Origin of the sequence: Roseovarius sp. CAU 1744 (genome assembly GCF_039839345.1) — a bacterium.
In the GTDB taxonomy this organism is placed as follows: Bacteria; Pseudomonadota; Alphaproteobacteria; order Rhodobacterales; family Rhodobacteraceae; genus Roseovarius.
Genome location: NZ_JBDOQV010000014.1, coordinates 1 through 21,682 on the forward strand (window position 1 = coordinate 1; position 21,682 = coordinate 21,682).

Below are 21,682 nucleotides of genomic sequence, written 5' to 3' on the forward strand. Positions count from 1 at the left end.
TGGCCTTTTGCGAGTCGTCCATATGAGCAGAATGATCCGCTTCGGCCTTTACTGCAATGACGTAGGCCTCAACTTCACTAGGATGTGTAGGCAGCGGAATGTATGAATCGTCGTCGCCGTGATCATGGCCGCCGTGTCCATCGTCGTGGCCTGCATGGTCGTCATCGTCGCCGTGGTCGTGCCCGTCGTCATGGCCTGCATGGTCGTCATCATCGCCATGGTCATGCCCGTCATCATGGCCTGCATGGTCGTCATCGTCGCCATGGTCATGCCCGTCGTCGTGGCCTGCATGGTCGTCATCATCGCCGTGGTCGTGCCCGTCGTCGTGGCCTGCATGGTCGTCATCATCGCCATGGTCATGCCCGTCGTCATGGCCTGCGTGGTCGTCATCGTCGCCGTGGCCGTGCCCATCGTCGTGGCCGTCGTGATTGTCATTGGAACCGATATGCGACAGGTTGTCAGAGCCGATCAGCTCTCGTTGACCGTTTGAATCGGGCCCTTGCCACTCAAGCTTGAGGGTCTGCGTGCCGCGGTTTTCGATATAGTAAATTTGGATGTCGTGCGAACCGGCATCGAGTGTCACCCATTTTGAGTTGGTTCGCGGGTCATCAGAATCTGAATGCCTATTATAGACGACCTGTTGACCATTGATGTAGAGTTTCGCCACGTCGTCGGAAGATAGGAATAGCTTGTATCTACCACCCTCCTCCACATTCAGATTTCCACTAAAGTGTGCCGCGAAGTAGTCACTTTCGCCACCTTCGTCAAAGGGCGCATTTGTCTGATAGAAACCCAACTCATCAACTTTCCCGACGATGTCCGGCTCTTCATCAAAGTCAACCGCACCTAGCGATATCGTCTCCTTGGGAAGCGCAAAATATTCAGCTCTTAATCCGGATATATCTTTTTGACCGCTATGGTTTTGGTCAAAACTGTCGTTTTTGAGGATATGGCTCAGGTTGCCCGAACTGATCAGCTCTCTCTGACCGTCTGAATCGGGCCCTTGCCACTCAAGCTGCAGGGTCTGCGAGCCGCGGTTTTCGATATAGTAAATTTGGATGTCGTGCGAACCGGCATCGAGTGTCACCCATTTTGAGTTGGTTCGCGGGTCATCAGAATCTGAATGCCTATTATAGACGACCTGTTGACCATTGATGTAGAGTTTCGCCACGTCGTCGGAAGATAGGAATAGCTTGTATCTACCACCCTCCTCCACATTCAGATTTCCACTAAAGTGTGCCGCGAAGTAGTCACTTTCGCCACCTTCGTCAAAGGGCGCATTTGTCTGATAGAAACCCAACTCATCAACTTTCCCGATGATGTCCGGCTCTTTATCAAAGTCAACCGCACCTAACGATATCGTCTCTTTGGGAAGCGCAAAATATTCAGCTCTTAATCCGAGAATTTCGTTTGCGCCGCCGTGAAAGATGGTCATGGATGTTGCTCCTGCTGCTCGCCTGGTTTCAATCTTCAAGCGTTCCGTTTCTTGATTGGAATCACTTGCAAGAGCGCAATCTAAAGTTGACTGCATTTATGCAGAGTTAAGCTATTCAGGATAAATTCGATAAAATGACGATCGTTACTACTTCCCATCTGAAGTTGAACTTGCTCTTCAGTGGTTTAGGGTTGACTATGCTGAAATTCGTTCTGCAGAAGAGAACAAGAAAAACTTGCAGTTAGTTAGATACGGAATCAACAATCTGCGAATAAAGCGGGATTACATAGCGGATGCCAGTGTAGTCTCCACACTATGGTATAAAGTGGTTTTGGTAATCGAGACAGGGCAAAGAAAACGGAAATACCTGAATTCTTTCGCACTCTCAGAATCAAATTATAGAGCTTTCAATTGAGTTTGGACACATCGCATCCCTGAGGCTCTAGTTGCGTTGCTGAAACTGCGCTGTCGCCTAAAAACTGTCCTACCGGCCTTGCCCGCCATATGCGCCAATCCGCTCCCGAAAATCCAGACAATAAGGTTTGCCATGATGCCACTCTAATTCAAATTGGATCAGAAAAAACCAGTTCAGAGAACTCCAATTCGATTCACTGAAAACACAAACACTTTACTCCCATTCAGATCAAAGTATCGCCATTGCAATTCAGTTTGTTATCACCGGCGCCCTTTACCGGTAAGCAGATCTCAAAAATCGTACCCTCTCCCAATTTACTAGAAACGTTGAGCTTTCCACCCATTAGATTAATTACGTCCTCGCAAATTGCCAGGCCGAGGCCGCTTCCCCCTTTTGAGCGCGTCATGGAGTTATCGACCTGTCGAAATCGGTCGAATATGACTTCGAGATCACTATCTGCAATCCCAATACCAGTATCTTGCAAAGTTATGATAACCGTAGAGTCTAGATCAGTATTGTTCTTACGGACAATTACTTTGATAGTAATCTGTCCATTTTCTGTGAAACGGACAGCGTTATCTAGCAAGTTATTCATAACTTGTGACAGCCGAACGTCATCGACAACAATTTTCGAGGGTGTGTCGCTAGAAATTTGTACAACAACTTCAATGGCCTTTTGATAATTCTGGATTGCCCCCTCAGCCAACACTCGCCATTCTTCAACAAGTGGTTTCACTGCGACTTCGCGCTCAAACAATTCAACCGCACCTGCTTCGAGACGCGAGGATTCTAGAATATCTGTAAGAAGTTTAATTAGTTTCTCGGAAGCCAGTTTGCCAGCGTGAACGAGTTTGTTCTGCTGCTCAGACAAATCTGCACGCTCTAAGAGAACCAATATTCCACTGATTGCGGTCAATGGAGTACGAACTTCGTGGCTCATCGTAGAGAGAAATGCAGACTTAACTTTGCTTGCGCTTTCAGCTTCAAGCCGAGCGACATTCAATTGTTGGTTTGATTTCATCAGTGCTTGCGATTTGGCGTTGAGCGCGCGACGGGCTTGAGTTTCCGCCTCAAGTGCGTTTGTGGCCATACTGACAAATTGCAGTCCACGTCGGTTCGCACGCGACAATATATAGAATAAACTGAGCAGCGCCAAATCAATCAAGATGCCAACCATCAGGATTACTAAGGGCTCTCGACTAGAATTCTCCGCGCGGAATTCTAAACCTGAACGAAGCTCGAGATTCCACTCGCGACCATAGAGTTGCATAGCTATGCGCATCTCCCCAAGCGCAGCAGTATCGTAGTCTGAATCAGTTGATTCAATCTCGTCATAGATAGTTTCGTTTTTGTCGCTGATGCGGATTGCGATCGACCTGCGATCTCTGTGAAGAACGCCTTGGATTAACTCCTCGACGATAATAGGGGCATAGACCGCCCCAGCAAAGTTTTCGCGACGGGCTTGTAAAGTTACGTGGTTTTCACCTGTATAGTAGGGGGCAAAAAACAAGAATCCTTGTCTATGGCCTTGTACCAGAATTATGGGCCCTGACATCTGCGCAGAATTCGTGTCTCTGGACCTATTTATGCTAGAATGGCGGTTTACCTCATGAACCATATCGAGACCGAGAGCGGGGGAATTCTTTTCAATTGGCTCTATGAAGGTAATGGGTTGGTAGATTTCACCATCGTGAGGTGGGTGAATATTAAACTCAGGTCGAAAACGACGTTGTTTTTGCAAATAGCTTTCTAGATCAGCAGACTTAACCTGATGGATCACGCCGATTCCGTTTACGCCAGGATATCTATGTTCGATATCCAAGCTTTTTGCGAAAGCGCGCCAAGTCAAGTGTCCAACGTCGTCTTTATGCGATTTCAGTGCAGCGACACCTGACCATAAGGCAAGTTCATATTTCTGCAATCGCTCTTCAATTAACTCGGCTATCTGATTTGACATATGTTCAAACCGTGCTTCAGTTCTTAGAGCAATTTGTGCCCGAGAAAACTGCCAAGCCGCGATTGTCAAAATCAACGACAATAGTACTACCAGCCAGTGAACAATGCTTAGACTACTGTTGCGCTCGAGTGACCGCTTCTCGAGTTCAATTACACTGGGCTTGATTTGTGAAATCTGCCCAATATTCAGCGGCGAGGTCGATTCAACTTTCATCAAAACTCCCCTGCAGTAGGACAAGATTTTCTGCACACTCTAATATTTTCTATCCTTAAAGACTTTGAACGGAACCACAGCTTGAGTGCACTCGCAAAATATTCTGTCTTATGTGTTCATGGGATCTGCGTTGGTCCGCGTACTCGATGAAAGCCATCAGGTCGTCCGCAGAAATTGGTTTGCGCAAGACCCAACTCACTCCGGGAAATTGCGACAAGAGCTCGCCATTCTTGAACAGAGTCGACCCTGTTACCAAAATTACTTCCGCTCTGGGTGCGGCATAACCAGCAAACTGAACGACACCTAAACTGTTCGTTTCATCAACTAACAGATCAACGATTAGAAGGTCTATCTGGGTTGTTTGAAGTATCTTGATTGCATGTTGTGTAGTTCCACATTCGACCACAATGTGGCCCTCGTCCGAGATTCTTTGTCCAAAAATCGCGCGAGTTGCCCCATCGTCTTCCAATAGCAAAATACGCATAAAGTTGTTCCCGAAATTCATATTATCCAGTTATTGAGAACCTAGGTTAACAAGAGGTAAATTTGTTCTGATTGGCGCCTTTACTCTTAGAGATTTCTTATCCCTTCGCCTCGCACCCCAGATACTGGTATCAATCTCAATACACTAAACTTAAGGTTGCAATAGATGAGTTCTTGACTAATGTCGAGTTACACAGGCAAGGGGTGTTTACCGTGGCAAACCGGAAGAGAATACTAATCGTAGAAGACGACACCTTCATGCGTTTCATGATTAAGCAAATTATTGAAACACTTGGGGTTGGATTGGAAGTTGACGTTGCGAATGATGGCGTATCTGCCTGTGAAAAAATAGAGCTCAACCCAGATTCCTATGCACTCATTCTGATGGACGTTCACATGCCGAATCTTTCAGGCATTGAGGCAACCAAGAGATTACGCTCGAACAGTGTTGATCCTCCTCGCGACATACCTGTAATTGCTGTTACCGCCGACACAGGATTCCATCACCCGCTTGCAGTCCAATCGCATGGGATGAACGGATACTTACCCAAACCTATTTCGCCAGGTGATCTAAACAGCCTTATCGATAAATATTGCGAGATCAGCTGAGCGCACAGAGCCATCCCAAGTGAATTGATCTACCGTTTAGTTTCGGAAACGGAAGAATAAGGATGTATAGTTAGCGATCGAAGTCCGAAGAGATAGACACCAAAGTGCGGCAGGTTATGGTCTGATCGCGCGTAGGATGCCCCGTCTAGATGCGATCAGTCAGGTAAGTTTTGTTCGCCAGACTAATTACCGGTAGCCAAACAATACGGTGAAATGGCTTAGATCTGTCAATGGAACTCAAGTAGCTTCTACAGAAGAACGAACGGCGACGAAATTCTTTCTCAGAGAAGGCGTACTACGAAGGCTGGTCTTGGCGCGCTCACTTTGGCGGACTAGTGGTTTGAATTCTCCGAACGACCCTCTATCAATCGGCCATTGATTTACAGACCAGCAATGCCGTTTCCATTCATCATCGCAGTCTAGAATCGGATAATAATCAGAACTAGCTGTGATCCCATCCGACTATAAAACCTATGTTTTGAAACCCCAAGGCTTATGGGCCTTGGGGGAGAATTTTTCAGTAGAAGTAGTGGCTTGATAAGTTTAGTGGGCTATGTCCTAAGCCAATTCAATAGTTAGAAGCAAAAAGTAAAGTTGTTCCTAATTTCTACTCAGTTCTTCACCTTCATCCAATTGTGAAGCAGAGCGTCACTGAAACTAATTTGAGAGCACCACAAATGGGCAAGCGCTGGATGAAGAGAATCTATCGTGCGGAATATTGGGCGCAGGAAACAATTACTGATCGACAAAGTGACATTGGAATCAGAATAGTGCGTCGAGAACCACATCCGAATCTGTAAAGAAATCGATTGGAATGTTAGTCGCAACGACTACAAGAAAGATGTACTCCGATACAGCAGCGCCGAAGAGATTCGCACGGTTTCAGAATCCCATGGCATCTAAATTTTAGGCAACTACAAGATCGCTGGTGGACGCGGCCATTCACTTAGAAACGAACGAGGCCCAAGTTGTTTGGAAACCCGTTGCTGCTGACTACTGCACCTAAATCAAGTGCTGGCGATTGGATCGAAGGCCGCGGCAACAATGTAATCAACGCGGACGCTGTCGTAGTCAGTAAACCTAACGGTAAACCAGGAAACAATAAGACAGTGTCCTTCTATGTTCTAGCTGTGTAGCCGTCCGTCCTTCGCCGAACGCAAAACCTTCTGGCTTTGTTGGTCAGTTTCGTTTCGACCGTTGTAAGGTCAAGTTTGAGTTGCGTTGGCGATATCAGCACGCGGGGATTTCGATTAAGATTTCGCAATCCGCCAAACAGCTGTCATTACACCAAAATGATTTCTCAGCCTATGTGTTCAATTTCCGAAGGCCTAGCCCGTGTGCCATCAAATGAAGTTGCTGAACCTGAATTCATCAATTCCAATAGATTTTCAGCAATCTCGTCAAACGCGTCCGCTGTATTTTTGAAGCCGTTCTCTCGTGCGTGCTTTGCTGCGCTGACAGTGCGAATCAAGAGTTCGTTAGTGATCATTTTTGCCCCCTGGGCTGCGGAAGTTACTAAATCGTTTATTGGTTCAGTTTCTTAACAAAATGATAAGTGCTTCCTAAGCGAAGTTATCTCGGCGCAATTTCGCTTACCCTGGATGGTCGTGCGTAGCCATTCATCAATCCGCCAAATGTAATCTGATTTAGAAGTCTCTCGATGAAAGTGAACCCGGTTACTGTGAAATATTCATTTCGACGATTGCGCTCGCCGCAACAATACCCTTAAAAATGGGACGCAGCGGACGGACGCCGAGCTAGGTCCTCATTGTCTAGCCACCAATTTGTGCCAGTGATTTTGGGATTCTCTAATAAGCTTTCAGGTACTGGCGGTCGCATACCTAACGCGTGATGAGGAGTCAGGAATCCGCGGCATGTGCCGGGTGCTGCCGGTCCATTACTCTGACCTCTACGCATGGCTCAAAGAACCGCTAAGCCGCCGAGCGCAGGAGGATGCGCGCCAGACCAAGCTGATCCGGAAGGCTCGGACGGACAGTTGCGATTTCTATGGCTACCACAAGCTGAGGGTAGACCCGCGCGGCCAAGGCTAGCGCATCTCTGAGAACCGCATGGCGCGACTGGCGTCGCTGTCCGAGATCGCCGCGCAGCTCGATACAGGCGCCGAACTGGCCGATACGGTGGCAAGCCAACCATCGTAGCTGAGAACAAGCTGGAGCAGTGGTTTGAGGCGTCTCACCCCGATCAACCTTTTGGGTCATCGAAATTAGCTATATGAAGGCCCATGTGGGCTGGCTACATCCGTGCGTCATCACAGACCTGTTCTCGCTCCGTGCGGTAGGGAATGGCATGCCCAATCCTGCATGACCACGGACTTCACGCTCCAGGCCCTTCTGGTGGGTATCCAAACCGAGACGCTGCAGGCAGGACGTGCTCGAATACATCGGGCTCTTCTACAACCCGATCGGCAAGCACATGTACAACGACATGCTGTCGCCCGTTGACATCGAATCTGATAGCAGGAACTGAACAAGGCAGGGATTAGGAAACTAGCGGCGCCACAGTCACAGATATCCGCTCGCTTTAAACGACGTTTCAGTTCCATTACCTATTATGACGTGGTCGTGAACTGTAACACCGATTGTCTGACAAGCATTTACTACTTGCTGAGTCACCTGTATGTCTTCTGAGCTGGGTTTCGGGTCGCCAGACGGATGATTGTGTACAAGTATCAACGCGCTGGCGTTAAGCTCTAGTGCTCGCTTTGCTAGCTCTCTTGGGTATACGGGCACATGATCAACAGTACCCTCAGACTGTTCCTCGTCGGCAATTAATACGTTCTTTTTGTCCAGATAAAACACTCGGAATTTCTCTCGCTCTTGATGCGACATTGAAATTCGGCAGTAATTGATCAAATCGCGCCAGCAAGAAATAACTTTGCGGTTTTGTATCTTGCTATGCGCCAGCCTCAACGAAATCGCCTTCAAGACATTTAACCGAACATATACCTCAATGTTTGCTCCGGGCACTTTTTTTATTCTGTATTTTGAAGCGGCCAATACACCATTGAGTTCACCAAATTCCCTTAAAAGGCGCTTCGCAAGCATTGGTGCATTTATCACGCTCGGAATGTCTTTGAGCACGAGTTCGAGAAGTTCACTGTCTAGCATCGCGCTTGAACCGCCCATGAGGATTCTTGAATTAGCTTCAATCGTAGACTCAAACTCACATTGGCGGTTGGCATTAGCACTCTTGCCCGATTTGGAACTGTCAAGGTAATGGCTGGCGCTAACTCTGTTTTCTCGTTGTATTGGAAGGCTATTCTTCAAGAAAGTTCTTGCTTCGGAGGGCATTCGGTCACTATTTGCCTCGAGAGGCTTTGACTTGGTAGCTGTAAGAACTTTTCCGAACCGCGCATCCATTCCGAGCTCAGATGTGAACGCATGTTCGAAGTTTTTGGAGATTTCAGTAACCATATTTCCTCGCGTTGTTGATCAGAAATCGCTACGAACCGCTGCATAACCTACGTCATAAGCCCGCAAGCCTTTGTCCGATACCAGTGACAAACTATTATGTCCCACGGTTAAACCTCGGTTAATTCGAACATCATTATTAAAGCGATTTACTTTACTGAAATCTTTGTTGGTCTTACGCAACATTCATCCAATATTTACCTTTGGTTAATGAAAAAATTCCTAAGATTTCGATCAGGCTTGGCTTTGTCGAATGCGCCATCGCCTGTCCGGTTGGAGGCATTTGAGACAATCAAGATTCACCGCGAATACGGTATTACATTTTGTGCAGACGCGACTATCAGCGGCCGTACATCTAGCGGAACCGGAAGCGTTAGGGAATGAACTGGAACAAACTCCATAGCGTCTGCTACAAAGAGTAGCTAACGGCGCACAAGCGCAATGGTTGCGAGCGAGACATCGGCAACAGGGCACCTCAACCCATGACAACCCTACAGAAGCCGGACCAACTGTCGCCACTCGACTTCGCATCATAAACGAATACGGTCCTTCATTATGTGCGCACTCGATGAATTCAACCAGGAACGCTTGACCGCGGTTGTGGACACACCACTGTCAGGCCTACACGTCGTTAGAGAGATGGATCGGCTTGTGGCGCTGCACGGTTAGGACGCTGTCGCGCGTTCACTCTTGGGGGCGGTCCTGCAAAAAGAGCGCAAGTCTCGACAACCACATTCCTTTGCGGACAGGTAATTCTTCCCGATGCAGCAGGATGGGAAACCTGTTTCGTTTGCTGCTGCTCGTTCGCACCGAGGGTTCACCGTCTTCACGATGATTGAGGCTGGTGACATATTGATTTATCGCTGGCGTGTCTGTCTTTGCTAGAGGGGATCAACCGCAGTGCGATGTTTGTCACCAGTAAACGCCTCTAGACCCAACCGCCGATCCTTTTCGATCGCCATTTTGGCTTCTTGGATGAGATTCTCCGCTTCGGGAAAGTCTTGCGCCTCGTTAAAATCCTCAATGTCTTTCAAAAGCGCAAGCATATCTTTGAACATCATCATATATATAATCCTCAGTACGTAACCAGTGAATTCCCAACTTGAATAGCTACGTGGATATTGGTTAACTAGAGGTGAATTTCGCTCGCAATAATCTGCTACCGGCGTGGCGCTCAGTGTAGTTGTGGCAAATCAGTTCCAAAGTAAGCGCAGTTTTCTCCTGATGAACGCATCTTTGCGTTGGCGTGCGCCAACATGTACGCGACGATTTCATCAAGTGCTTCAGCGGTATTCACGAAATCTTTTTCACGCGCTTTCTTGGCCGCGTTCATCGTACGGATCAGCAGTTCGATTTCCACCATATCAGGCCTCCGTTATGTAAAAATTTTGACAACCAATGAAAGCATACTGTTAACAACCTACTAAGATATTCTTACTCAAATCATACTTGGCAAGTTTCTGCGCACGCAACGCAATCAAGCAGACCGTAATCTCTGAATTTCACATGCTCGTGGCAAACGACAACTGGCCTCCATCACTACTTCGACGGCTGGAACGCCGGGGAATTCTACGCATGGGAATGCTGTTTATCGGCGTTCAAGCTCACGGTTTGATTTTGCTGGTCGTGAGCGAGTTTGCCTGATGCCTAGGGTCTGCCCCAGTTCAGTGGCTTCTGCTCCTTTTGCGTCGACATTGGTAAGAAAGGTGGCCCACATTCCTGTCTAACGACAATGCAATATCAACGGGACTGGCAATTCGGCCCACATCGGACATTCTCCTCTGCTCAATTCTAACCGCGAACTACCCGGAAACGGACATTCGACCAAAATGCGGCATGGTGGAAGGGCTGACGACGCATGCGCAGAAAACACAACTAATCTTATAAATCAGATTAACCACGGCAATCAGCAGAACGACTGCAACGGATTTTGCTACCAAGATCTGTGCGACACTCTTATCGAAGTCAGAGTAAGTTCCTTTAATCTTCAATCGTTCAAATTTTTCCTAAAAAAGTCAGTGTGTTTTCTTGGTCTAAACCGTTCCTAATCTCTTTGATGCCATAGGAGTGTGGAAACATTTAGGCGCTGTTCGTGATACCTGTTCAAATTTTCAATCAAATCAATGATAGGTGCACCGAAGGCTTGGCACTCGCTTTAGCGTCGAATGACGATGGAGCGATCATGGAATTTCAGTGGTGTAACAAAGCCTTCACCACGATCACTGGGTACGAAGCCGAAGAGGCACTGGGCCAACGAGGAACCATTTTGATCGGTCCGGATTTGGAACAGGGCGTTCACCTCTACATCATTGAAAAACTGATGAACTGGGAGAACTTTTCAACCAAGGCGCTCAACAATCGCAAGAACGGCGAAGTCTATTTGCAGCGCATGAGCTGGACACACCTTTCCGATCCCGAAACGGGAAATCACTGGTGGCTGTGCTCGATACTCGAACTGGAAGAGGAACGTACGGCACCTGTTGAACCTGTGACGAAAGATACCTCGAAGTTGGACAGGGAAAGCTATGCCAAGGTCACCGAAGAAGTTCACCGCCTAACGAAAGAAAACACGCGACTTCACAAACTCGCACAGTCGGTGGCCAAGGACGCGAACGAAGACGCTTTGACCGGCCTTTCAAACCGTCGGCATTTCGAGGTCGAGCTTAAGACCTGGATTGAGAACCTAAGGAATTACGGGACGGAATTTGCTGTACTCTACATTGATTTGGACCGCTTCAAATTCGTGAATGACACGCTTGGCCATGATGCCGGAGATCGGCTGTTAGTTTCCGTTGCCAACATGTTGCGACAGATGACCGATAAATCTGATTTGGTCGCACGCCTTGGCGGCGACGAGTTTGTAATTCTGAAGCCGCTAGGGAACAGCGCTCTCAAGGTCAGCAGCCTGGCCGACGAAATTGTTCAAACTATGCAGGCACCATTCACGTTTGATGGCAAATCTACCTCCTGTAGCGCGAGTGTCGGCATGGCAATCGCCAAAGAGAATATGGAAAACCCGGGACAAGTCGTCGCAGATGCCGATATGGCGCTCTACCACGCGAAGGAGCAAGGTAAAGGTCGGTGGTCATTTTTTACTGACGAGATGCATGCGAAATCCGTTGCAACCATGCAACTGGCATCGGACCTCCTCTTAGCATGCGAACGACAGGAGTTCATTCCGTATTTCCAACCCTTGATTGACGCGCAGACCGGTAGAATTGCTTGCGCCGAAATGCTGGTGAGGTGGTCCCATCCAACCAGGGGCATTCTTGCACCAGCCGCATTTCTCGACACCGCTGCGCAGATTGGGATTCTCAAGCGGATTGATGAAATCATCTTTGAAAGCCTGCACGGGGCCCTGTCCCGTCTTGACGAAGCGCGTGTTCAACTACCCCGTGTTGCGGTGAACGTTTCCGCAGCCCGGTTGGCAGACCCAACCTTCATACATGACATCAAGAGCTCGGGCATTGAGCCAGAAAGACTGACGGTAGAAATTCTTGAATCGGTTTACCTCGATCGCATGGGTGACGTAGTTCGATGGACAATAGATGAGCTTGATGAGTTAGGGGTAACGGTAGCCCTGGACGACTTCGGAACAGGACACGCGTCGGTGCGGGGGTTGCTGGAAATCAGGCCAGCGATCCTAAAGGTCGACCGCCACTTCATTCAGCCAATTGCGGCGGACCCGAACGCAAGGCCGTTGGCTGCAGCCATCATCGGCATCGGCAAGAGCCTTGGCATGCGTGTGGTCGCGGAAGGCGTCGAATCCGAAGAGCATGCGCGGCTTGTGATTGAGATGGGCTGCGATTATCTGCAGGGCTTCCATTTCGGCCGGCCGATGAGCGTGGACGACCTGCGCGATAGGTTGACGAAGACGGGTGGGGTGTTTTGGTTCGGTTCACAATCGGACATCGAAAAAAGCGTGGTGAGTGGCACAGTAAAAGCGAATTGACAGTGTTGCGTAGCATAAACGCCTGGTGAGATCTACGACTGTGGCCGCCGATTTGGGGACCGTCGCGTCGGGGTGGTTTAACCAATTAAATGGGTGTGTGCCTTTCGGCGCGTTGCGGCATATCGCAATCCTTAAATCAACTGCCCTAGGCGGCAGCCATCGCAGCGAGTTCAATCGCATGCGCAAGCGCTTCGTCCGGACAATAAGTTTGACTGTTGGCCGCGCAAACCTGATTACGGCCAGGTCCAACCTCATAAACACACGACACAAAATCACCTTCCGCAGTTTCGGACGCGCACGGGACCCATCTTCCGCCCGGGCCCTCAACGGCGTTTCCGATGCGCACGTTCACGGAACCTGGCGGTGTGCAGGACACCTGAACCGACTTGTCAAACAGCTTAGTAAGAATCATGAAAAACCCCTTTCGCTCGCCGATAATTCAGGCCGGATTTGACCAAAATGTGGCTGTACTGGAGTGTCTGCCCACGCATCGCCTCATTCTCAGCCAGTCGGAGGCCACGCTGGATCATGATACAAAGCCCGCGCATCCTTTCCTCTACGAGGAGTCTCGACAAAAGATTTTGAAATCAAATAGTTGGCGAAGAGATGGGCAAAGGGTGAAATTACCTCAATTCTAGGTGTTTTCCTTAATTTGGTCACTTTCGCCAGAGTGGTCCTTGTGGACATCAATCACTGTACGAGCAGCGCTTCGGAATCGCATTGTATCGAATCAATGTAGTGTTCGCCTCAATACGCCAAGCCATGTGCAGACCTATCCGCAGTTCTTACCTGCTAGGGACGGAAAATGGACAGATTTGTAAAGAGAACTGATCACGGCAATCTCGCAGAAGCCAGCCCATCCGACCGTTTGAGGGCGTAAACTAAACCAGAAGTTCGATTAGAGATCCTTCAATTCGCAAAAAGTAAATAACACATCGTTAACCATTTGATGGGAGGTTGCACGCCAAGTCGGAAGAAGGGGCACGTAGGATGGGGATGTCTCCAATTAGAATGTTTAAATTGACAACACACCTTTCCGGTATCTTACGCGATCTCGAGGAAGGTGGCATTCATATTGAGGTTGGCGACGACTTTGCAAAGTATCGCTCCTATCGGCGCAAGCAGATTGATCGCGGCCCGATTTATCCGATGTTTGACGTGGCAAGTTCGTACATCGACCGTACTAACGGCTTCTGGATTTGCGGGTTCAACTCAAGCGGTGAGTTAATCCACACTCAAGCGGTTCGTCTTCTCGATTTGTCGGGCATTTCGCTGGCAAGGCATCTGAATATCCACCGCCACAAATACATAACCCCAGATACCACGCCCGACCCGGATCTTACATATTATTCGGGTCCGGAGGCGCTTGACACGATCACGGGTCAAGTCTGCTATCAGGGGGAGTTCTGGCTTCGTGCCCTCGGCCTTGGCGGACCGCGTAGCCAAGGTGCTACTTCGCTATTGTCACGCGTCCTGTTCGAGATCATGGTCGGGACTTGGAATCCGTCATTTGTTTTTGCGCTCGTACCCAAACAGTTGGGCGCGAAAGGTGCACACCTTCGCTACGGATACTGTCACTGTGAACCCGGCCGTTGGCTTGGCCCTAACCAACAGGTGACCGAGGAAGATTATCTGATTTGGATGGGGGCCAACGATATGGCGAATGCGCTTGCTCAAGCGCCCCAAAGCCTCCAACGCGCGAGCGGCGTTTCGGCGGTTCAATCTACGACCGCTTCCGTAGATGCGAAGGGCCGCTTGAACGCAAAAGCAAACGTCTGAATGGCAGTAAACGTAAATGACACACCCTACGTCAGATATCGATAGAGCTGGCCGAGTGACCGTGTCACCACGCAGTGCGATCATCGGACCAGTCGCGGCAAACATTGCGTTCGTGATGGAGCTAACGCTGGTACCACTGCTATTGCCGTCGATCCAGTTGCAGTTCGACCTGTCAATCAGCGAACTGGCCTGGGTCTTCAACTCATACGGCATCGCGGTTGCACTTGGAGTTCTGCTCGGCGGCTGGTGCGGCGACGCCTTCAGCACGAGAAAGGTTTTTGGTTATGGGGTTGCCTTCTTCGCAGTCGGCTCGCTCTTGGTGGCCGCAGCGGACGGATTTGAATCTCTCCTCATCGGACGCGCGATCCAGGGCGTTGGCGGTGGAATCTTTTCGCCACTTGTACCCCTTCTTCTGACACGCGCATCACCGCTGAATCCGGGAAGGACGCTCATCGCATGGGGCAGCATTGCGGGTTACGTCACCGCCCTTGTTCCGCTTTTCTATGGCAGCCTCCTCGGTGCGCAAAGTTGGAACTTCGCGTTCATATTCATCGCAATCTTAGCAGGGATCGCTTTGGTGATTTTGAACGGGTTGCAAACTATTGATAATCTAGCACCTACCGCCAGCGCTAAAGCGAAATATTCCGAGCTGTTTATATCCCGCAACCTCTGGCTGACATTTATCTTTGTTTTCTGCACCTACGGATCCATTACCTATTACCTGTTCCGGCTACCTGTCTGGATGTCAGATCAAAACGTCGAGACTGTTGGCGTCGGCCTGATGCTGTCAATATTGTGGCTAACTTTCTCCGGTTTGAGTACTCTGTTGCGAAACATGGTGGATAGACCACACCTCCGAATGATTATGCTTGCCACGCCGCTCCTCATCGTCGCTGGTTTTTTGCTTTCATACAGTAGTCAGAGCTTCCCGCTCCTGATCTTGTCTTCGGTTCTCGTCGGCTCGGCTTTGGCTTGTAGCAACGCACCGTCCACGCAATTGGTTCTAAAGTTCGCACCGAATGGTATGAGTGCTATTTCGACAAGTCTGGACATCACTTTCGCAAGGCTTGGCGGTATTATGACGGTTGCCATTCTCTCAGATGCGGAATTCGCATATGCCGCCTCCGCGATATGTTTTTCTAATTTCGTAGCAGCCTTCTGCGCGATGAAGATCAGCAAGGAACTTGCAAACAGCTCGTGATTTTCGAACCGACAAAGACGCAGTAATTCATAATAACATCGCATCATTGAAGCCCAAGAGCGTACGTCGGACGAATTCGGCTATCTTGGCAGCGCATCGAGCGCGAGCGGACATTCGATCGCTTAGCAATCCTACTAACGAGCGGTCAATCCGCGCGCCTATCACTGGTATGCATGGCGCATTTGTTTTTCATGAGGTATCAGAAAGTGGAGTTTGAAATGCGTAGCCCCTTAGAAGTGTGCCACTATTTGTGTGTCACAGGAGGGACGAGAGATGGCTCGGAAGCGGTCATTTGATTTCTAAGACTCAGGTTAGGGCTAGCTCATTCGAATCGAGGAACTCTTGGACACGAACCTTTGAGTTGTCACTATCAGAAAACCTCACACCAATTCGATCACCTCGGTTCCAACGAATTTCGACATCAAATTCCCCCAACCCATCGACGACTACAAAGTAAGGCGCCGTCAGATCGATTTTGTCTATGCCAGTTTTAAATTCGATTCCGAGCCCGGCACAGCTAACGTTGACCACTGTACCTTCGAGATTCACATCGTCGACACCAATTTGGCATGCCAAAGAAACGGCAAAGCGACTCACCCTAGTAGGAAACGGTAAATTTGGCGCTTCGGCAGACATACATAAACTTTCCAAAATTCCAATTCTGTCTACTTTCTAAAGGCAATTCATTAACGAACCGTAGTTTAATCTGTTGTTGAGAAGCCCGACCCAAAGGAGACATCCATGACATGGTCGCCATGCTGCGGAGCGGCCCATCATTCTTGCCGTTCGCTACATGCTGTCAGAGTTTTAACCATCTTCCAAAGGGTCACTATTTTGCGGTGATACGCCCGTCTGTGAAGGGTTGGTAGGGCTGGTTGGCCGCCAGGTAATCCGCGACGACCGTTTCAAGCCCAGGACCGAAATCGTAGGCATTCATCGCTTTTGTTTCGAACACGTCGTAGCCGTCCCCGCCGCTGCGCATGTAATTGTTCGACACCACGCCATACACTTTTGCCTCGTCGAGCGGCACGAATGCGTCACCCTCTTTTACCAAAACGTCTGAAATCCGCTTGCCAGTCTCTGCTGTCGCATCGAAGCTGTATTTGAGGCCCGCAACTTGCGGGAACCGACCCGCACCCTCATCAATCTTGCTAACCCCATTCTCAAGGGCCGCGATGATGTCGGAACCTGTCAACTGGAATGTGGCCACCGTGTTTTGAAACGGCAGAACCGTCAGCACTTCTCCCATTGTCACTTTGCCGGCATCTATAGATGCGCGTAGGCCGCCCCCATTCTGAATTGCGATCTGTATGCCCTGATCCTTCACGCGGTCCAGCATGGCTTCGGCGACCAGGTTGCCCATCGGGCATTCCATCGCCCGACACATCTCACGCGATCCGTCGATCACCGCAGCGCTGTCCGACACAACCCGGGCCTTCAGTTTTTCGATCGGCGCACCCATCTCGGTCACCCGAGCCAGAACGGCTGTGTCAGGCGCGACCGAAGCGTCAAGCAAGATTGGGTCGCCGGTTACGGCGGTGACATTGCCGGCATCGTCGAAGGTGACCGTCAGGTGACCGAGGTATTTTGAATAGGCATAGGCTTGCGCCACCGGCGTGCCGTCAACCATCGTGGGATAGGCCGGGGTAGTGTCATCATCATTGCTCATCAAGGTGTGGCTGTGGCCGCCAATAATGACGTCGATGCCAGGCACCTGGGCGGCAATATCCAGATCCTTGGGCAGCCCGACATGAGTCAAGGCGATGATCTTTGTTATGCCCGCGGCCTCCAAGGCAGCGACATCCGCCTTTAGGCTCTCGATCTCGTCATGAAAAACCACTGAGGGGCCGGGGCTGGAAGTCTCGACCGTATCTACCGCAAGAGCGGAGACGATGCCGATCTTTTCGCCTGCCACCTCGACAACGATGTGATCCATCACCTTGCCAGCCAGAACATTGGATTGCGATACATCAATATTCCCCGACACGACTGGAAAACTCACGCCATCGATAAAGCCAGCCAGACCTTCTGGGCCGTCATCGAATTCGTGGTTGCCAACGGCCATCGCGTCATAACCGATCGCTTCCATGAATTCGGCCTCTGCTGCACCCTTGTACGTGGTGTAGAAAAGGGAGCCCTGGAACGGGTCACCGGTATCCAGCACAACCACGGTCTCTCCCAACTCGGAGCGCTTGGCGTCTATCGCGGCCTTGAGGCGGGCAACACCTCCAAAACACTCGCCGGCGGCTTCCCCTTCGGCGTCGCATGTACTGTCGTACTTGTTAATCGCTTCAATTCGGCTGTGAATGTCGTTGGTATGCAGAATGTGCAGATTGAATTCGGCGTGCGCGGAACCGGTCAGAACCGTGGTAGCGATAGCAGAAGCGAAAAGTTTGAACATTGCGACCTCCAGTTGGTGACTATGTTGGGCCAAAAATGATCCCCTGGCGCGACCCTGACCCGCGCAACGGGCTGATGTTGGTCTAGATTACAACAGTTTCAACCAAGGGTTTAGACCAGATGTTCCCTGCGCCACGATATGCGCCCCTCACATTCGTTTACAGAGCGGTGTAGACGGCCCAAACCGGTCACTCAGCTAGGAGTCTTGATGCTGCGTCCGCAGCCCGCATTGCTGCCGTTCGTGCGTAGCGCAGCATTTGAGGAATGCCAATTCAACACTTGCGGGACAAAGGGTGAGTTCACTGCTGTTGCACCAACGACTGCTTCAACTACGGCGCGTCCGGAAGCATAACTTCTCCATCCGTGGTAACAGCACCTTCGAAGAACTGTTCAGGAATCTATCGGTGCACAAAAGCGAGCACTGGTTTAAGCTGTATTTGCTAAGGCAACTCTAGTTTTAGAGGTACGGCATGGAACTGGATGCTAGGGGATATCAGGCGCTCGAACTGATATATGACACTGCGGTCAACCCAGGCAACTGGCGCAGAGCGTTGGATGCAACTGCTTCTGCGGTAGAAGCAAAGGCAGTTGCTTTAGTTATTCGCGGCAAAAATGCTGGAGCAAAAGACTTAACGATGATGTCCAGTGTTTATCTGGACTTTTCTCGCACACCAGCAGGATGGTACTATGGCGCTTTGCTTTCGAGGATGCAGAACCGGGATTGGAATTTTCTCCGAGATCAACCTGCACACCAACCAATTCCAGATGTGAAAACTGGACTTTCTGCAGAGGCCCTTGACGCCCGCAAAGACTACGCATTTCTAAGAAAACGAACAGGCGTTGCTCGGCGCCTTGGGGTGCGTCTGAATGCAGATTCCGTTTGGTTCGACGCCATGAGCATAGGGTTCGATCAGCGGGAGCATGAAGTCCCACCTTCTGCTAGTGAAAGATCACGAGTCTTGCTGCCGCATCTTACAAAAGCGCTAGAAATTGGTCGCGTTTTCACTCTTCTGAAAGCGAGATATAAGGCGGCGCTTTCAGCCTTAGATCGAGTGCAGGCGGGGATCGGTATTGCGTTGCCGGATGGACAAATCATCGTCAAGAACACTGAAGCGAAAAGAATTCTGGACCTAAGGGACGGCATTGCTCTGGCTAGGGACGGAACAATCGTAACCTCTGACCCCGATATAAATAGTAAAGTTCGCACCCATATCCTCGAAGTGGGCAACACGGCGAAGGGTCAGTCCAACCGACATGAGTCCCTAATTTCGATAACTCGGCCATCAGGCCTAGCACCGTTCCTCTTGGATATCGGGCCAGTCAGTGACAGCAAAGCCGAGTTGGAACAAGGGCTGGAAGGGGCGCTTATCACCATAATCGATCCCGAACGCATTCCTTATCTTAGGTTGGACCGGTTCACGAAACTCTATGGGTTGACGCAAGCCGAAACCGAAGTGTGCCGCTGGATTGCTGACGGCGCGAGCATTGCTGAGATTGCAGAGAGACGTGGCACAAGTCCGACAACTGCCAAAAACCAGGTTTCGGCAGTGCTTTCCAAGGCAGGTGTAGGGAGTCGGATCGAGCTGATACGGCTTATCCTTCGTGTTTTACCTCCGGTTGCTTGACGTAAAGAGATTTTTCTGGCTTCCCATTATCAAGGTGTCATGATCCATTTGGATCATGAACAAGAAGAGCGCGACTACTAGCCTTTTCGGCACTTTGACTGCCACTGAAAGCGAATAAGAGCTTTCTTGAAAAGGAGGTATTCACTATGCGTTTGAATTTTATGGTTACATCAGTCTGCTTAGCATCGTTGTCTCTGTCGGCAATCGCGTGTTCCTCAACACCAGCACTGGCTGAGTCGGCATGCGTAGCCGTTTACCGAAACGCCGTCGCGGATGTTTCGGAATCGCAAACACTCGCCACTGAACGCAGTTATCTTTTTAACCTCTATTGCAGCGCATCCGGCGAAACACGTGAATGGACATCCAGCGCTGCGCTCTCATTTCCGATCAAGGGTATCCCCGTTGGAATCAAAGGTGACGGCAACTTCAGTTCAAATGATCTGAAGGAGTTTTGCAAACTCGGAAAAGAACAGAATTACGCCTTCGGCGCAGAATACAATTTCGATCGAGTGGTAGCGCTCGACGCGCTTTCAAACTTCAATCAGTGTATCGAGCTAGAAAACAAGACGGGCCTAACCATTACCCACGAGTCAGCACCCCCGAGATCGGTTATCTTCACAGGCAAATTTGCGGATGGCCACAGCCAAGGAACGCTTGACACCGTAGAGTACGATCAAGACCGTGTTGAGTGCACAAGCGCCAGTTTCTCTGAAGATCAGACTTCGCGAAAGATCCATGGATCGGTGCAAATCCCGATTGGAACGCACAATTTCACGATCACGTGCGTACGCAAAGCAAAAGATGACGGAGAGGATACTTACTATCCAATGGCGCCGGTTCAAATAGGTACGTCATTTGGTCCCTATACGGTTTTGATGCCGCCCGACAAACTCTTTGGATTTCAAACAGCATCACAAGCGAAAGTTGCTCACGCAGAAGTCGTTGAAAAACTCCACGCCGCTAATTCCGATATCGGTGCAAAAGCCCAGAGAATACAGCAATTACGTAACAGATGGGGGAACCGAGCTATGCGGATCGTTTACACAGGAGACAATCCTGCAGCCTTCAATGCCCATTCCAAAAATCCGTGCGGAACTGACGTAGACAACGACCATTTCATGAACGGTGTTTGTCAGCGTCAGCGAGGCGGGTTAGTTCTTGACGGCTGGAAACACGTAGCAACGGTTACCGGCGGGGTATGTAGCCACACCTTCCACGTTGTCCATTGCATCGGTGATTACTGAGCCTGTACAGTCCGGCATGCGCGATGAAACAACTTTGCTGACTTGCTAGATTGTAGCAGCCATTCGATCATCATGCAGCATCCGGTAAAATGGGCTCTTACCAATCATCAGAGCCGACGCAGCATGGGTCAACTACAACGTCGTAGCGATTTTCACGGGCGGCCCTTACCAGTCATTCATCGGGTCAGGCTACGCCGCAGTGCAGCTTCACCAAACCAGCCGTTCGCTGCATCTGCGGAAACGGCATAAAAATGAAGATAGGTGGAAGTACCTTGGACCCGAGCCGGAAACCGGCATCGTTGCAGAAAAGGGCTGGCTAGAACAAACAGGCCACATTCAATTGAAACAAAAACCATTCCGCGCAATCCTGCAGTGTGGCCATGTTTGCAGGCGCCTAAGGAAAACGAGAGCAATGGATCAGCTAAATCAGATACTTGAGGACGCCACCGCCGCCATATCTGCCCCCTATTTTCATTTGCCGATCTTCGGCGGTCCACCAGTATGGCGAGAGCGTGTTTACTGCTACGAGCTATATCACCAAATGCGGCTTCGCTGGCCTGAAGGCTGTCCACTCATTCTGACAGGTGAAGTGGACAAACGAGCTCATCCAATTTTTGAAGAGCTCGAGGCTCGTCAAGCCATCCCGGATCTTCTCGTTCATTCGCCCGGTCACATGGACCAGAATTTCGCAGTTATGGAGATCAAGTCCCAGCAGGCACAGCCCCAGGGTGTTCAGAAAGACATGGCAACCTTGCGGGAATTTTGCGACACCATAGGCTATCGAAGAGCTCTATATTTGGTCTTTGGTCCAGAATTGCCGGCAGCATTGGGCGAACTGCCCGCTGATATTGAAGTGTGGCACCACCACGAAGTAGGAACTCCAGCGCGCATTCTTGATCGGGCTTGAGCTACGAATCCGGCTTTAGTTGCTACTTCGG

Annotated in this window: 15 protein-coding genes; 7 read left to right on the forward strand and 8 right to left on the reverse strand. The window is 50.0% G+C overall.

Features of this window, described 5'->3' with window-relative positions; translation table 11 throughout:
* A partial coding sequence (locus tag AAFO92_RS22270; RefSeq protein WP_347539111.1) for a PA14 domain-containing protein occupies positions 1 to 1,435 on the reverse strand: 1,435 nt, incomplete at its 3' end.
* Positions 1,436 to 2,073: 638 nt separating this feature from the next.
* Positions 2,074 to 4,020: a CHASE domain-containing protein gene (locus AAFO92_RS22275; RefSeq protein ID WP_347539113.1), complete on the reverse strand. Its 1,947-nt coding sequence runs from the start codon at positions 4,018 to 4,020 to the stop codon at positions 2,074 to 2,076.
* Between the two features lie 696 nt (positions 4,021 to 4,716).
* Between AAFO92_RS22275 and AAFO92_RS22280 the strand changes: the two genes are divergently transcribed.
* On the forward strand, positions 4,717 to 5,112 hold the full coding sequence (locus AAFO92_RS22280) for a response regulator (protein WP_347539115.1): 396 nt from the start codon (positions 4,717 to 4,719) through the stop codon (positions 5,110 to 5,112).
* A gap of 1,300 nt (positions 5,113 to 6,412) precedes the next feature.
* On the opposite strand, the gene AAFO92_RS22285 is transcribed toward AAFO92_RS22280, so the two are convergent.
* The 4 genes from AAFO92_RS22285 to AAFO92_RS22300 form a co-directional block, all read right to left on the reverse strand.
* Positions 6,413 to 6,601 (reverse strand): hypothetical protein, encoded by a 189-nt coding sequence (locus tag AAFO92_RS22285; protein WP_347539117.1) that lies wholly within the window; start codon positions 6,599 to 6,601, stop codon positions 6,413 to 6,415.
* Between the two features lie 1,033 nt (positions 6,602 to 7,634).
* Positions 7,635 to 8,546 (reverse strand): DNA repair protein RadC, encoded by a 912-nt coding sequence (gene radC / locus AAFO92_RS22290; RefSeq protein ID WP_347539118.1) that lies wholly within the window; start codon positions 8,544 to 8,546, stop codon positions 7,635 to 7,637.
* Positions 8,547 to 9,424: 878 nt separating this feature from the next.
* A complete protein-coding gene (locus AAFO92_RS22295) occupies positions 9,425 to 9,607 on the reverse strand; it encodes a hypothetical protein (protein WP_347539120.1) in 183 nt (60 codons plus the stop codon).
* Positions 9,608 to 9,717: 110 nt separating this feature from the next.
* Positions 9,718 to 9,906 (reverse strand): hypothetical protein, encoded by a 189-nt coding sequence (locus AAFO92_RS22300; RefSeq protein ID WP_347539122.1) that lies wholly within the window; start codon positions 9,904 to 9,906, stop codon positions 9,718 to 9,720.
* An 819-nt stretch (positions 9,907 to 10,725) separates the two neighbouring features.
* Here AAFO92_RS22300 and AAFO92_RS22305 point away from each other — a divergent pair.
* From AAFO92_RS22305 to AAFO92_RS22315, 3 genes are all read left to right on the forward strand, one after another.
* The gene (locus tag AAFO92_RS22305) at positions 10,726 to 12,495 is read left to right on the forward strand and encodes an EAL domain-containing protein (RefSeq protein ID WP_347539124.1); all 1,770 of its coding nucleotides are present in this window, start codon (positions 10,726 to 10,728) and stop codon (positions 12,493 to 12,495) included.
* Between the two features lie 1,011 nt (positions 12,496 to 13,506).
* Positions 13,507 to 14,274, forward strand: a complete 768-nt coding sequence (locus AAFO92_RS22310; protein ID WP_347539126.1) for a hypothetical protein — start codon at positions 13,507 to 13,509, stop codon at positions 14,272 to 14,274.
* 55 nt (positions 14,275 to 14,329) lie between these two features.
* Entirely contained in the window at positions 14,330 to 15,475 is a 1,146-nt protein-coding gene (locus tag AAFO92_RS22315; protein ID WP_347539128.1) for an MFS transporter, read from the forward strand.
* Between the two features lie 306 nt (positions 15,476 to 15,781).
* On the opposite strand, the gene AAFO92_RS22320 is transcribed toward AAFO92_RS22315, so the two are convergent.
* Together AAFO92_RS22320 and AAFO92_RS22325 are read right to left on the reverse strand one after the other, a co-directional pair.
* A complete protein-coding gene (locus tag AAFO92_RS22320) occupies positions 15,782 to 16,111 on the reverse strand; it encodes a PilZ domain-containing protein (protein WP_347539130.1) in 330 nt (109 codons plus the stop codon).
* 193 nt (positions 16,112 to 16,304) lie between these two features.
* Positions 16,305 to 17,876, reverse strand: coding sequence for a 5'-nucleotidase C-terminal domain-containing protein (locus AAFO92_RS22325; RefSeq protein WP_347539132.1), 1,572 nt, complete (start codon positions 17,874 to 17,876; stop codon positions 16,305 to 16,307).
* Between the two features lie 469 nt (positions 17,877 to 18,345).
* Between AAFO92_RS22325 and AAFO92_RS22330 the strand changes: the two genes are divergently transcribed.
* The 3 genes from AAFO92_RS22330 (at position 18,346) to AAFO92_RS22340 (ending at position 21,651) form a co-directional block, all read left to right on the forward strand.
* Positions 18,346 to 19,500 (forward strand): helix-turn-helix transcriptional regulator, encoded by a 1,155-nt coding sequence (locus tag AAFO92_RS22330; RefSeq protein ID WP_347539134.1) that lies wholly within the window; start codon positions 18,346 to 18,348, stop codon positions 19,498 to 19,500.
* 146 nt (positions 19,501 to 19,646) lie between these two features.
* Positions 19,647 to 20,744 (forward strand): hypothetical protein, encoded by a 1,098-nt coding sequence (locus AAFO92_RS22335; protein WP_347539136.1) that lies wholly within the window; start codon positions 19,647 to 19,649, stop codon positions 20,742 to 20,744.
* Positions 20,745 to 20,943: 199 nt separating this feature from the next.
* Positions 20,944 to 21,651: a hypothetical protein gene (locus AAFO92_RS22340; RefSeq protein ID WP_347539138.1), complete on the forward strand. Its 708-nt coding sequence runs from the start codon at positions 20,944 to 20,946 to the stop codon at positions 21,649 to 21,651.
* Positions 21,652 to 21,682: the final 31 nt, after the last annotated feature.

What these genes read in the sequence shown, in the direction of transcription:
- AAFO92_RS22300 (WP_347539122.1), bottom strand. Translation starts at nt 9,906, where the DNA reads ATGGTGGAAATCGAACTGCTGATCCGTACGATGAACGCGGCCAAGAAA.
- AAFO92_RS22305 (WP_347539124.1), top strand. Translation starts at nt 10,726, where the DNA reads ATGGAATTTCAGTGGTGTAACAAAGCCTTCACCACGATCACTGGGTAC.
- AAFO92_RS22330 (WP_347539134.1), top strand. Translation starts at nt 18,346, where the DNA reads ATGGAACTGGATGCTAGGGGATATCAGGCGCTCGAACTGATATATGAC.
- AAFO92_RS22325 (WP_347539132.1), bottom strand. Translation starts at nt 17,876, where the DNA reads ATGTTCAAACTTTTCGCTTCTGCTATCGCTACCACGGTTCTGACCGGT.
- AAFO92_RS22335 (WP_347539136.1), top strand. Translation starts at nt 19,647, where the DNA reads ATGCGTTTGAATTTTATGGTTACATCAGTCTGCTTAGCATCGTTGTCT.
- AAFO92_RS22285 (WP_347539117.1), bottom strand. Translation starts at nt 6,601, where the DNA reads ATGATCACTAACGAACTCTTGATTCGCACTGTCAGCGCAGCAAAGCAC.
- AAFO92_RS22295 (WP_347539120.1), bottom strand. Translation starts at nt 9,607, where the DNA reads ATGATGATGTTCAAAGATATGCTTGCGCTTTTGAAAGACATTGAGGAT.
- AAFO92_RS22275 (WP_347539113.1), bottom strand. Translation starts at nt 4,020, where the DNA reads ATGAAAGTTGAATCGACCTCGCCGCTGAATATTGGGCAGATTTCACAA.
- AAFO92_RS22310 (WP_347539126.1), top strand. Translation starts at nt 13,507, where the DNA reads ATGTTTAAATTGACAACACACCTTTCCGGTATCTTACGCGATCTCGAG.
- radC (WP_347539118.1), bottom strand. Translation starts at nt 8,546, where the DNA reads ATGGTTACTGAAATCTCCAAAAACTTCGAACATGCGTTCACATCTGAG.
- AAFO92_RS22320 (WP_347539130.1), bottom strand. Translation starts at nt 16,111, where the DNA reads ATGTCTGCCGAAGCGCCAAATTTACCGTTTCCTACTAGGGTGAGTCGC.